The following is a 12475-nucleotide window of genomic DNA, read 5'->3' on the forward strand; positions in this document are numbered from 1 at the left end:
TGCAGGAAAGTGTGCCGATCATAGAGGCTGGCCCCGGGGAGTTGCAGCCACTGTCCAGTGTCCCGGAACAACCACCCCTTCTGACAGATCGTTTCTGCCTGCATCTGGACGGGTTCCTTCCCCCTCCGATCGCCTGTGACGTTCCGTGAGTGTTCGGGGTGTCGCCCTCCCGCGGCCTCTCACCCTTCTGGTGTAGACAAACAGGGCGAAATATGACAAACCATCACAGGCTGGGTGCGGTGTCCTGAAATCCGCATCCGGAGGTCGATGTGCCGCGTCCGCTCCCCCTGAAGGAGCTCACCCGTGAGGCCCTGCGAGCCTTCACCCGTGACGGGTCGCCCCGTTGGCGCAGCACCGCGGCGGTCTTCACCTCGATGTCGGCGCTGGCCGCGACCTCGCTGCTGCCCGGCCCCGCGCTCGCCGAACCCCGCTCGGAGCTGTGCGCCCTGAAGCGGACCGCGGCGCACCACTCGGAGGGCGTCGACACCTGGAACGCCGCCTATACGCGCCCCACCCGCGCCCTCGACGCCGTGATGGTCTTCCTGTCCTTCCCCGACTCGGAGCCGCAGACCACGCCCGCCGAACTGACCGCCGACTACTTCCCGGCCACCAGCGACTTCTTCGAGCGAGCCTCGTACGGCAGGTTCACGCTGCGCCCGCACCCACAGCGTGACTGGATCCGGATGCCGCACCCCTCCACGTCGTACGCCATACAGCGCGACTGGAGCTCCGCGCACCGCGCCGCCTATCTGCGCGACGCGCTCGCCGTGGCCGACGCGCGGGTCGACTTCTCGCGCTACGACATCGTCTACTTCGTCGCCGACCCGGACGCGCCGGGCGTCGACTCGGACGCGACGAAGGTCGTCAACCTCGACACGCCCATGCGGGCCGACGGCAAGGATATCCGCCGTGTCGTCACCGTCTTCGAGAAGCACCCGCCGGACCGCCTCGTCCTCGCCCATGAGACGGGCCACGTCTTCGACCTCCCCGACCTCTACCACCGCCCCGTCGACGGCAAGGGCGACTGGGACACCTACGTCGGCGACTGGGACCTCATGGGCAGCCAGTTCGGCCTCGCCCCCGACCTGTTCGGCTGGCACAAGTGGAAACTGGGCTGGCTGGATCCGCGCCAGGTCGCGTGTGTGCGGGGCCGGGGGAGTACGCGGCTGACGCTGGAGCCGTTGAGTGCCGGGCCGGCGACGGTCGGGGAGGCGGGGGCGCCCGCGTCCGTGCTCCGGGCAGGGGCAGGGGCGGGGGCGGGGGGCTTCAGTGGCTCGGGCGGCTCCGGCAGCTCCAGCGCTTCCGGCGCGCGGACCTTCGGGTCTGGTCGGGGCACCAAGCTGGCCGTGGCCCGTACGGGTCCCGACACCGTGCTGGCCTTCGAGGCGCGCGGCTCCGCGGGCAACGACGGATCGACGTGCACGCAGGGCGTCCTCGTCTACCGCGTCCGCAGCGAGGCCGAGTCCGGCCGAGGCCCGATCGAGGTCCTCGACGCCCACCCCCACTCCGAGTCCTGCTGGGAGGACTCGGTCTACCCGCCGCTCGCGGACGCGCCGGTGGCACTCGGGGAGAGCTTCACCGTGCCCGGCGAGAACGTACGGATCGAGGTGGAGGACCGGACGGCCACGGGGGCGTGGACGGTGAAGATCACGACGGGGTGAGTGCGCCGGGTAGAGACTTTCCACGGATACGCAAGAAGCCCCTCGCTCTCGCGAGGGGCTTCTCACCGTCTGTGCGCCGCCAGGGACTCGAACCCCGGACCCGCTGATTAAGAGTCAGCTGCTCTAACCAACTGAGCTAGCGGCGCCTGCTGACGTCGTAGACCTTAGCATCCTGATCGCGGGGAGGAAAAATCGATATCCGCACCGCCGCGGAGGCCGCCGCGCGGGCCGCCCGGACCGCCGCCCAGAGCAGGATCTCGGGTCCGGGGAGCCAGGGCTGCCGGGTGTCGGGGGCGACGAGCCAGCGGGATTCCAGCCGGTTCGCGGGGCTCGGCCCCCTGCTGTCGCCGACGCCCGGCGCGGGGACGGTGACCGCGTCGCCGGTGCCGTGGCAGAGCAGCGGCGGAATCCCGCCGCTCCGGCCGGAGCCCTCGCTCCTCGAACGGGAACCCCATTCCTCCCAGTCGAGCAGCGAGGGCAGCCGCTGCGCGGTACCGGGCGCGGCGAACAGCAGCATCCGCCCCCGGTAGGTGGCCACCGGGCCCGAGCCGGGCCCTTCGTCCCACAGGAGGTCGAGCATCCGCCGCCCGAAGATCACCGGAGTGTTCACGATGTCGAAGGTGCTCCCGCAGGGCAGCACGACCGGGGCGCCCGGCCGTTCCTCCCAGAGCGCGAGAGTACTGCGCGGGTATGTTCCTGCCGAGGCGAGCCAGGCGACTCCCTCGGGCGTGACACCTGAGATGTCGAACTGGTCGGGGGAAGCACTCATGGCAAATACATCTACCGGTGGTGAGTGCCTGCTCTCAGAGGGTTGCCGGAAACCGGGACAGGAGGGGGCGAGGAGGAGTATCTTGCCGCCCTGGCATATGCCAGGAGGGGGAACTTTCAGCCCGTCCGGCGTTTGAGGACGAGCGCGTCAGCGCGATACGGGGGTCTGGGGGCGGAGCCCCCAGGAACGGGACGGGTAGGGGCGGAGGGGGCGAAAAAAACCCGAACTCACCCCACGCACCCCGAGACCTCACGCATGGTCCCCAACCCCATGCCCCAGCCCATGTGCCCGCCCGCTCGCCCCTTCCACTCCCCGAAGCAGATCACGGCCGAACTCGATCATCTTCTTCGCATAGTCCTCGGTCCACTCGGCCCGCTCCGCCACCGCAGCCGCGGTGAGCCGATCGAATCGCCGAGGATCGGCAAGCTGCGCCGCAGCCATCGCCTGGAACTCGACGGCCCGGTCGGCCGCGGCACGAAACGCCTGCGTCAGCTCCGTCGCGCGCGCCAGCAGCGCCCGCGGATCGTCGATCGACTCCAGGTCGAAGAAGTGCTCCGGATCGCTCGCGGCTTCCGCGGGCTCGAAGAGCAGGGGCGCGGGGCGTAGCCGCGGTTCGTTCCGACGCGGCGTGGGCTCCGCCATGTCTTCTCCTCCTCGTACGGTTCAGGGTCCGCCTTGTGAGCGGGCCACCGTCTATTGTCCCCCGACGGCGCAAGAGGGCCCGAGGCCAGGCGGGAACCGAGCCGGCGCCGACCGAGCGACAGCTCGGGAGCCGATCTCGGGAGCCGGATCCCCGGGGGGCTAAGGCCGCCAAGCCACCCGATGCTCCCCCAGATGCGACAACACCGAATGGTTCGCCTCCCAACCATCGGGAAACTTGACCGTGACCCCCAGCTGAACCGGCTCGGTGGACGGATGATCGTCCAGCAGGTCCGTCACCCCCGCCCGGCACACCACGATGCACGCGTGCCGATGCCGCGACGCGAGCACGCACAACCGCCCCGTCTCCAGGTGGAACGCCGTCGCGTCGGGCCGCCCCGAGAGCGGATGCAGCACCACAGTCACATCGAACTCCCGCCCCTGAAGCCGGTTCGCCGTGTCGACGGTGACGTCCGAGACGCCGAGCTCGGCCAGCGCGGTCCGTACGGCGGCGGCCTGGTCCCGGTGCGCCGTCCCGACGGCGATCCGGTCGGCGGTCAGCGGCACCGGCTCGGCGGACCGCTCCGACGTGGCCGCGCCACCCCGGTCCAGCAGACGGCGTACGACCTGGGCCACGGCCCGAACCGCCTCCGGATCCGTACGAGGCGTGTGCCGGGCCGGCAGCTCCAGCAGCCCCCAACCCGCCTCCGCGGCCTCGTCGATGACCCGGTCGGGGCCCGAACCGTCCGACGCCACACCGAAGTCGAGCCGCCGGTCCCCGTGGCCCGTACCGCTGCGGAACGGGGTGTACGGGTAGAACGCGTCCGAGACCAGCGGCGCCGCGGACGCGGGCAGCCGCCACGACACCGGCAGGCGGTGCTGCGGAAGCTCGGGATTGTGGGCGAGCAGCGTCGTCACGGCGGACGCCGACGGGTCGTACGACAGGCCCGCCCACTGCTCGGATCCGACGATCGCGAACGGGTCCAACTGCCCCGGGTCGCCCACGAACAGCGCCCGCTCGAAGAGCCCCGCGACGGCCAGCAGCGCGTCCGAGCGCATCTGGTACGCCTCGTCGACGATCGCGTGCCGCCACGGCTCGACGCCCTTGACGTGGGCCCACTTGGCGGCGGTCGAGATGACGACGTCGAGGCCCGCCAGGTCGGCCGCCTTGGTGGACTTGCGCACGTTCTCCAGGCCGTCGAGCGCCTTGTCGTACGGGTCGGGGTCGCTGCTGTGCAGCCGTCCGACGGGCAGCTCGGGGTTCTTCTCGGCGAGCCGCAGCACGAGGTCGTCGACCTGCGCGTTGGTCTGCGCGATGACCATCAACGGGCGCCCCGCGGCGGCCAGTTCGAGCGCGGCCCTAACGACGAGGGTGGACTTTCCGGCGCCGGGCGGGGAGTCGACCACGACTCCGCGGTGCGTGCCGTGCAGTGTGTCGCGGAGGATCGCGTCGGTGGCGCTGGTCGCCGCGGCGCCCGGATCGAAGACGGGGGTCGTCAGGGGCGGGGTCACAGGACGTCCTCCTCTGTCACCGGGTCCGGACGGGGCGCGTCGGCCTCACCCGGCGGCCCGCCGTGTGTCCACGGTGTCTCCTCCGGGTCGGGCAGTTTCGCCCCGCCGCGCTGCTCGTGCTCGAAGAGCGTGAAGCAGACGAGGTCGCCCTTCTCCGGCACGGACCCCGCCTCGGGTTCCTTGCCGCGCCCCATCTTGTCGACCACCCGCAGGACGAGCAGTGCGCCGTCCTCCTCGGCGGCGACGAACTCGGAGGCCTGCGGTTTCCCGCCCAACGACCGGTACACCTTCGCCCGTTCCCCCAGATGCGGCCGGTCGTCCGTGCGCACGGTCACCAGCGGGCGCGGGCTCGGCCGCTTGCCCTCGCTGTACGCCATCACGACATCCATGACCTCGCCCGCGAAGGCCTCGCCGCCGAGCCGCCGTCCGGCCATGACGAGCGGGTCGTCGAGGGCCTCCTGGGCTTCCAGGCGGGCCTGTTCGCGCTCGCGGGTGGCGAGCTTGTTCGCCGCGGTGACCGCGTCGTCGCGGCGCGGCTGCGGGGGTTCGCCCGCGGTGATCCGGTCCCGGTGGCCGGTGAATGACCAGCGGTCACGGGTCCAGCGGTCGGCCGCGCGGGCGCCCTCGGGCAGCTCCCGCAGCAGGTCGAGGCCGCGCCACACTGTGTCCCAGGTGGGCAGCATGACACCGCCGACGAGGGCCCGGATCTCGCGCTCGGCGGCGGTGAGGTCACCGAGCCGGTCGTCCGCCTCGACGCCGTCCTCGGCGGCGGCGAGCGCGGTGCGCGCACGGTCGTAGCGATCGATGGCGGGGGCCAGCAGCTTGTTGTCGAAGGCCGGGTCGGTCGCCGGTCCTGCGGGCGGGCAGACGAGCTGTCCCCGGGAGTCCCGCAGCAACTCGGCCCGCAGCGCCGCCTCGGCGCCCGACGCACCGTCCGCCGGGTCGATCCAGGCGAGCAGCGCCCCCAGGTGCTGGTCCTCCAGACTGCTCTGCCCGGTGGCCCAGTGCCGCGACAGCACGTCGGTGAGGGCGAGCAGCAGCGAGGAGCCGGGCACCCGGGCCCGCTCCCCGAAGTGCGTCATCCACCGCCCGAGCAACGGCACCCGGGGCGGCGCCGGATGGGGCGCCTCCGGCTCCTGCTCGGCGGTGCGCCGAAACCGCATGGAGCGCCCGAGCAGCCGTACGAACTCGACTCCCGACCGGCTCGGCACGATCAACTGCGGGGCGTCCGCGCACAGTTCGACCTCGACCTTGACGCGCTTGCCGGTCTCCGGATCGGTCTCGCTGCGCTCGGCCGCCTCGACCACGTCCGCGTACGAGTCGATGTACGGCAGGACGACGTCCGCGAGCTCGGCCAGGAACGCGAACCGCAGGTCGCGGTCGCGTGGCTGCGGTACGACGAGCAGCCGCGGCGTGTCCCGCTCGGTTCCGACGAGCGCCCCGAGCGGGGCCCCGGCCTCACCGGCGGTGATCAGCGGCACGAACACGAGGGGCCGCTCGGTGAGATGCCGGTGCCGCACGGTCGCGGTGGGCTGGGCCCGGCCGCTGTCGACGGCCTCGAGGCGGGCGAGGGTGGCGATCAGCGACATACGGCCCCCTCCGCGACTCCCGACGACTGGACTGCCGAGAGCTGGGCTCCCGAGGGCTGGACTGCCGAGGGCCGGGCTCCCAACGCCTCGGCCCGAAGCTCCGCCGCCCTGCGCAGCGCGGCGACCGCCGGATCGGCCGGGTCCCCGGCCTCTCCGCGGGCGGCGGCCAGCACGTCCCCCACCGTCGTCAGCCCGCCCAGCTCGGCGCGCAGTGAGCGTCCCAAGGACGTCACCGCGCCCGCCGCGCGGGAGTGGTCGCGGCAGTGGAAGGCGAGCTCGCAGGCTGCGAGGCATTCAGGGGCGTAGGTCGCCGGGACGGACTCGACGGCGGCCGTCAGGGAGTCGGTCGGGAGGTCGGGGGCGAAACAGGTGCCTTCGGGGAGGGCGTCGGCGATGTCCTCGACCCGGGTGAGGCGGGCGAGCTGGCGGCGGGTGACCGCGCGCTGCTTGCGGACGTCGACGGCGGACGCGGTCGGGAGGTTGGAGAAGTCCTTCGGGCAGACCAGGAGGACGCGGTGGCGGACCTCGCCCGGCTGGTCCAGGCGGGCGGCGATCTCCTCCAGCGCCAGTACGTAGACGGCGGACTGGCGGGCGGCCGCGCCCACCTTCGCCGGGTCGGCCGAACCGTCCAGCATGGGGAAGGACTTGATCTCGACGACGGTCCAGCTGCCGTCGGGGTGCACGACCACCGCGTCGGGCTCCAGGAACGCGGGGGAGTCGGCGACGTCGAGCGCGACCATGGGGTGGTCGAGCAGGGTCCAGACCCCGGCTTCGGTGGCCTCGCGCAACGCGAGCGCCGTACGGGCCGCGCGCCCCTCGGGGCCGACCGCCGAAAGGTCGGGTACGCGCCCGGAGCCGGGCGGTTCGGCACCCGGGTCCAGCTTCTCGTGCACGAGCCGCAGCAACTCCGCGCCCCCGTCGGCCTTCACCCGCGCCTCGAAGGCGTTGCCCCGCATGAAGGCGAACTGCGACTGCCCGAAGGCGGACGGCGAGCCCAGCCCCTCCGCCAGCTTCGCCTTGTCGACCCCCGCGCCGTCCAGGAGGGCGCGCCGCTCGCACCCCGGGTTCGCGGCGAGCGCCGCGAGGGCGCGCGCGTCGAGAGCCTTGGGGGGTACGGACGGGCCGCGCAGGTCAGCGAGCCGCTGCCGCAGCGCCGTCCCCCGCGTCCGTGGGGGCGGCACCCGGTTCGGCTCTCGGCCCGGTTCGGGACTCGCGCTGTCGGGGAAATCGTTCACCCGTGGAAGTCTGGCACCCCGCACTGACAATTGAGGAACCTGCGCCGTGCGAGGCGCCCGGGGCCCGTGCGGAACGGGCGCCGAGCACCGCATTGAACCGCGCGCTCAGCGCGGTCCTCGCACGGTCCGCGACCCGTATCACGAACGGGGTCAGCAGCAGGCCGGCCCCCATCACCGCCGCGCCCGCGACCGCGTCGAGGAAGTAGTGGTTGGCGGTGCCCATCACGACGATCGTGGTGATCAGCGGATACGCGATGCCCGCGGCCTTGGCGAGGGGCGTGCGGCCGTACCGCCACAGAATCACTCCGCACCACAGCGCCCAGCCCACGTGCAGGCTCGGCATCGCCGCGTACTGGTTCGTCATGCCGCCGAGGCCGCGCGGCGCGCTCGCGTCGCCCGCCCACCAGCCGTAGTCGCTGTACTGGGCCATCGTGTCGGTGAAGCCGTGGCCCGCCGCGAGCAGCCGCGGCGGGCAGGTGGGCAGCAGCGTGAAGCCGATCAGGCCTATGAACGTGGAGGTCATCAACCAGGTGCGGGCCGCGCGATAGCGCACCGCGCGGGACCGGAATAGCCAGATCAGGATCGCCGGCGTGACCAGGTAGTGCAGGGACGCGTACCAGAAGTCGGCGGGCACGCCGAGCCAGGCCTCGCGGGTGAAAAGACGGTTCAGCGGGTGCTCGGCGTTCAGGCGCAGGGCCTTCTCGATGCGCAGGATCTCCAGGCCGTGGTCGACGGCACCGGACTCGTCGCCCCGGGCGAGCAGCCGGCCCGCCGAGTACGACGCGTACACCAGCAGGATCAGTGGGAGCTCTGTCCACCAGCGGAGCCGGGCCCGCGATGCCCGGGAGGTACGCGGCTCGGTCCACCGGCGGAGCCGGGCGCGTGGTGCCGCCTCGGTACGCGGTGCATCGGCCTGCGGCATCCGAATCGCCCTCCCCCATCTGTGCGGTGACCCGCCGGTCTGCTCAGTCTGCCGACGGCCAAGTCTGCACAGTCTGCTCACGACGATCCGTGGCCACATTCGATTTTACGGTGTATGTGAACTCCCCGAAGGGGCGCCCCTCGGTCGTCAAAGACGCAGAGATCGCCCCCCGGGTTGCCCACCGCGCGGGTGCGCGATGATGGAATGACCCACCTCGCACACCTCAATGACCCGTTCCGTCATCTGAACGACCCTCTCCCTGTACCTATCGGAAAGGCATCCCTCCATGGCACCGCGCATCCTGCTGGCCCGGCACGGACAGACCGAATGGTCGCTGTCCGGCAAGCACACCGGCAGGACCGACGTCCCGCTCCTGGAGGAGGGAAAGCGTGGCGCCAAGCTCCTCGGCGAGCGGCTGCACCGGACGCCGTTCGACGGTCTTGACGGGGTGGAGGTGCGCACCAGTCCGCTGGCACGCGCGCGTGAGACGTGCGAACTCGCCGGGTTCGGGGACCGCGCGACCACCTGGGACACGCTCATGGAGTGGGACTACGGCGCGTACGAGGGCATGACCCCGGCCGAGATCCAGGCGGTCCGGCCGGGCTGGTTCATCTGGCGCGACGGCGTTCCCGAGGGCGAGACCCTGGAACAGGTCTCCGCGCGCGCGGACGAGGTCGTCGCGTGGGCCCGCTCCGCCGACCGTGACGTGCTGGTCTTCGCCCACGGCCACATCCTGCGCTCCATAGGCGCCCGCTGGCTGGGCCTCCCCCTGGACTTCGCGGCCCGCATCCGCCTCAACCCGACCTCGCTGTCGGTACTCGGGTGGGCCTACGGGGAGCCCGCGATCGAGTCGTGGAACGACTGCGGACACCTGACCCCGTAGTAGGCGCTCTCGGTTGCCCCCTCACGCAGTACGCGGCAGTGACGCGTGCCGGTCCAGGAACGCCGAGACTCCCGACGCCCTCCGGTGCGGCAGCAGTACCCGCGCCGTTCCCGCCAGCATGGTCTGGATACGGGAGGACTGGACCTCGCTCAGCAGGTCGAGGACCCGCAGGCCCGCGAGGGCGGCCTCGTCGGGGCGGCCGCCGCGGGCGAGGTCGTCGGCGAGTTCGGCGGTGTAGAGGGCCAGGTTGCGGGTGAAGTGCGGGTCCTGGAGGGCCGCGGCGCGGCGTGCGTGGCGGGCCGCGCGGGGCCAGTCGCCCAGCGTCGACCAGCACTGCGCCTCGAGACCCTCCAGTTCGGCCTCTCCGTAGAAGGTCATCCACTCGGGGTCCGTCTCCGAAGGGCCCCGCTCGTAGAGGGCCTGCGCGCGCGCCAGCGCCTGCTCGCATCCCGCGCGGTCGGCGAGCCCCGCCCAGCCGCCCGCCTCGCGCAGCGCGAGCAGCGAGAGCAGGCGCGGGGAGCCCAGCGGGCGCGCGGCGCGCTGCGCGGCCTGCGCCGCGCGCACCGCTTCACGTGGGCGCCCCGCGTCGCGCGCGAGGAACGCGGTGTTGCAGAAGGCGTGCGCCTCCAGGCCCGGGTCGCCGGACATCCGCGAGGTCGCCAGCGCCTCCGCGTAGTGCGAGCGCGCGTCGTCGAAGCGCCCGGAGTCGTGCGCCAGCCACCCGACAGAGATGGCCAGTTCACCCGCCCCCGCGTACAGCCGGTCGGCGGTCGCCTGCCGGGTGGTGCCCGCGTCGAGCAGCGCGTACGCCGTCCGCAGCGGCGCCGCGGCCCGCCGGTAGAGGCCGTCGGCCCCGTGCCGGTCGTCGAGCAGCCGGATCTTGCGTACGGCCTCTTCGAGTGCGCCGGCCTCGGACGTTCCCGCCCGGTGGACACGCCGGTCTGCGGCCGCGGCGGGGGAGCCGAACGCGACCCCGAAGGGCACCATTGAGGCGGCCGCCACAGTGGCGGTGCCTCCGGTCATGAATGCGCGACGCTGCACGTCGCTCTCCTCGTCGTTCTGTTCGTGGTTCTCGTACGGATCGTGCGGGTCGTACGAGTGGCACGGATCGTGCGGGTCATGCGGGTGGTACGGGTTTTCCTGCGCTTCATACGTCTCGTACGCCCCCTCCGTCTCATGCGAGGCGTGCGAAGGGCTCGCGGTGTGCGGAGGGGGCGCTTCGTCCGTGTCGCGCGCCCCGCGCCCGCGTACCGATGAGCGGGGTGCGAAGCCCAGGTCGGTGAGCGTGCGGCCGGGGAACATGTGCAGGAACACCCGCTCGTACGCGTAGTTGGGACAGCGGATCTCGCCCGCCTCCACGCGCCCGATGTAGCGCGCGTCGCAGCTGACCCGCTCGCCGATCTCACGCGCGGCCCGCCGCACCGCCGCGGCGAACTCGCCCGGCGAACGCTGTGCGCGCAGCCGCCGGAAGGCGAGGTTCGGCCGCGATGGCCTGGGGGGCTGGGACGAGGTCACCGTTGACGACGCCATGGTGGGGCCCTCTCTTGCGAACCGTCGAACCGTGCCGGAATCAAGGCGAGTTACCCGGGTTGTGCCCTATGGGTGCCATGCGTCCGGCGGGGCAAGAACGTACCTGCTGTGACGGACCCCGCACGCTGGGTTTGGCTACAAACCGGATATCTCATCCACGATCTGCCATGAACTGCCATCCTTTGCGGCGGTGTTATGCCGTAGCCGTTGACGCGATGGTGCGTTGAACCCTGTGGACCGGGAGCCGCCCGAACTCCCGACCCACTCGTCAGGAGGAGGGGTTCCGTGTTGGAGGCCGGGATGGAGACCACGCAGAGCGCCGAGTTCCGTACGTCGCTGTCGACCGCGCAGCACCGGCCGTCGCCGGAGTGCAGTGCCCCACCTGAGCCGGTCGCCGACTGCGACCTGGTGACGGTGCCGACGCGGCAGGGCCTGGAGGCGGTCGACATCCTGCGCCGCGGCTCCGGCGACGCCGTCGGACCCGTACTTCACGACGACGGCTGCGACACCCTCGGCTTCCTGGTGCCACCCGGCACCGCGGACGCGTGGGACGTGCCGGGAAGCACCTGTACACACACCAACGGCCGCGGCCTCAGCCTGGCCCCCGAGCCCCCGGTCGAGGGCTCGGACTGGCTGCTGCCGCCCGGCGAGGCCGACCTCGCGACCGACCCGGCGGTGCTGCGGGCGGCCCTCGGCGAGGCGGCGCGGCTCATCGAGGCCGCGGACAACTGCCGCTGAGCCGTCCGAGGAACCGCCGGTGAATCCGCTGCTGAGCCGACCCGCTCGTACGCCCCGATAATGGCGGGATGGCAAGGGCGAGGAACAAGCGGTCCGACGACGGGCGTGACGCGGGACGTGACGGCGGGCGTGGTGCACGGCGCGGGCAGGCGGCCGCCGCCGAGGCCGTCGTCGAGGCGGTCGACGGCGGGCTCGCCGAGCTGATGCCCGACCGGGACCGGGCGCGCGCCTGGACCCTGCTGATCGACGGCGCCCCGCAGTCGCACGTCGACCTGGATGATCCCGCGTATCTGAACTTCGAGTACCAGCGCCGCCTGGGCCATGTCATCGACCTCGTCGCCCCGCCGGGCAAACCCGTGCACGCCGTACACCTCGGCGGCGGCGCCCTCACCCTCGCCCGCTACACCGCCGCGACCCGCCCCCGCTCCACTCAGCAGGTCGTCGAACGCGACGCGACCCTCGTCCAACTGGTCCGCCGCGAACTGCCGTTGGACCCCGGCGCCCGCATCCGGGTGCGTTCCATGGACGCCCGCGAAGGGCTCGCGAAAGTGCCGGACGGCTGGGCGGACCTGGTGATCGCGGACGTGTTCAGCGGGGCACGCACGCCGGCCCACCTCACCTCGGTCGAGTTCCTCACCGACGTCCGCAGGGCCGTCAAACCGGACGGCCTGTACGCCGCCAACCTCGCCGACGGGCCGCCGCTCGCGCATCTGCGCGGCCAGATCGCCACCGCCGCGGCCGTCTTCCCCGAACTGGCGCTGATCGCCGACCCGACGGTACTGCGCGGCAAACGCTTCGGGAACGCCGTCCTCGTGGGCTCCGCAAGGCCCCTCCCATTGGCCGAACTGACCCGCCGAGCGGCCTCCGACCCGCACCCCGGACGAGTCGAACACGGCAAGGAACTCGCCGACTTCACCGGGGGAGCGGCACCGGTCACGGACGCGGTGGCGGTGGCGTCGCCCGCACCGCCACCCTCGGTGTTCCGCTGAGCCGGCGC

11 protein-coding genes and 1 tRNA gene are annotated in these 12475 nt (G+C 72.5%); 4 read left to right on the forward strand and 8 right to left on the reverse strand.

Features of this window, described 5'->3' with window-relative positions:
- Window positions 1-269: 269 nt before the first annotated feature.
- The gene (locus tag OG266_RS28060) at window positions 270-1661 is read left to right on the forward strand and encodes a M6 family metalloprotease domain-containing protein (RefSeq protein WP_371548956.1); all 1392 of its coding nucleotides are present in this window, start codon (window positions 270-272) and stop codon (window positions 1659-1661) included.
- A 72-nt stretch (window positions 1662-1733) separates the two neighbouring features.
- Here OG266_RS28060 and OG266_RS28065 read toward each other — a convergent pair.
- The 7 genes from OG266_RS28065 to OG266_RS28095 form a co-directional block, all read right to left on the reverse strand.
- A tRNA-Lys gene (locus OG266_RS28065) sits at window positions 1734-1807 on the reverse strand.
- The gene (locus tag OG266_RS28070) at window positions 1798-2430 is read right to left on the reverse strand and encodes a bifunctional DNA primase/polymerase (protein ID WP_371548957.1); all 633 of its coding nucleotides are present in this window, start codon (window positions 2428-2430) and stop codon (window positions 1798-1800) included. The genes OG266_RS28065 and OG266_RS28070 overlap by 10 nt, the downstream gene beginning before the upstream one ends.
- 249 nt (window positions 2431-2679) lie before the next feature.
- Entirely contained in the window at window positions 2680-3072 is a 393-nt protein-coding gene (locus tag OG266_RS28075; protein WP_266461406.1) for a hypothetical protein, read from the reverse strand.
- A gap of 159 nt (window positions 3073-3231) precedes the next feature.
- Window positions 3232-4581, reverse strand: a complete 1350-nt coding sequence (locus tag OG266_RS28080; protein ID WP_371548958.1) for an AAA domain-containing protein — start codon at window positions 4579-4581, stop codon at window positions 3232-3234.
- The gene (locus OG266_RS28085; protein ID WP_371548959.1) at window positions 4578-6170 is read right to left on the reverse strand and encodes a hypothetical protein; all 1593 of its coding nucleotides are present in this window, start codon (window positions 6168-6170) and stop codon (window positions 4578-4580) included. Before OG266_RS28085 ends, OG266_RS28080 begins: the two co-directional genes overlap by 4 nt.
- Window positions 6161-7351, reverse strand: a complete 1191-nt coding sequence (locus OG266_RS28090) for a hypothetical protein (RefSeq protein WP_371552990.1) — start codon at window positions 7349-7351, stop codon at window positions 6161-6163. The genes OG266_RS28085 and OG266_RS28090 overlap by 10 nt, the downstream gene beginning before the upstream one ends.
- Window positions 7302-8327 carry a phosphatase PAP2 family protein gene (locus tag OG266_RS28095; protein ID WP_371548960.1) on the reverse strand — a complete coding sequence of 342 codons (1026 nt, stop codon included), beginning with the start codon at window positions 8325-8327 and terminating at the stop codon, window positions 7302-7304. Before OG266_RS28095 ends, OG266_RS28090 begins: the two co-directional genes overlap by 50 nt.
- Window positions 8328-8613: 286 nt before the next feature.
- On the opposite strand from OG266_RS28095, the gene OG266_RS28100 reads away from it, so the two are divergent.
- Window positions 8614-9210 (forward strand): histidine phosphatase family protein, encoded by a 597-nt coding sequence (locus tag OG266_RS28100; RefSeq protein WP_266461415.1) that lies wholly within the window; start codon window positions 8614-8616, stop codon window positions 9208-9210.
- A 21-nt stretch (window positions 9211-9231) separates the two neighbouring features.
- On the opposite strand, the gene OG266_RS28105 is transcribed toward OG266_RS28100, so the two are convergent.
- Window positions 9232-10740 (reverse strand): hypothetical protein, encoded by a 1509-nt coding sequence (locus OG266_RS28105; protein WP_371548961.1) that lies wholly within the window; start codon window positions 10738-10740, stop codon window positions 9232-9234.
- Window positions 10741-11040: 300 nt separating this feature from the next.
- Between OG266_RS28105 and OG266_RS28110 the strand changes: the two genes are divergently transcribed.
- Window positions 11041-11478 carry a hypothetical protein gene (locus OG266_RS28110; RefSeq protein ID WP_326722902.1) on the forward strand — a complete coding sequence of 146 codons (438 nt, stop codon included), beginning with the start codon at window positions 11041-11043 and terminating at the stop codon, window positions 11476-11478.
- Window positions 11479-11546: 68 nt separating this feature from the next.
- Window positions 11547-12467, forward strand: a complete 921-nt coding sequence (locus OG266_RS28115) for a spermidine synthase (protein ID WP_371548962.1) — start codon at window positions 11547-11549, stop codon at window positions 12465-12467.
- Window positions 12468-12475 lie beyond the last annotated feature (8 nt).

It is taken from the genome of Streptomyces sp. NBC_00554, from assembly GCF_041431135.1.
GTDB lineage: Bacteria > Actinomycetota > Actinomycetes > Streptomycetales > Streptomycetaceae > Streptomyces.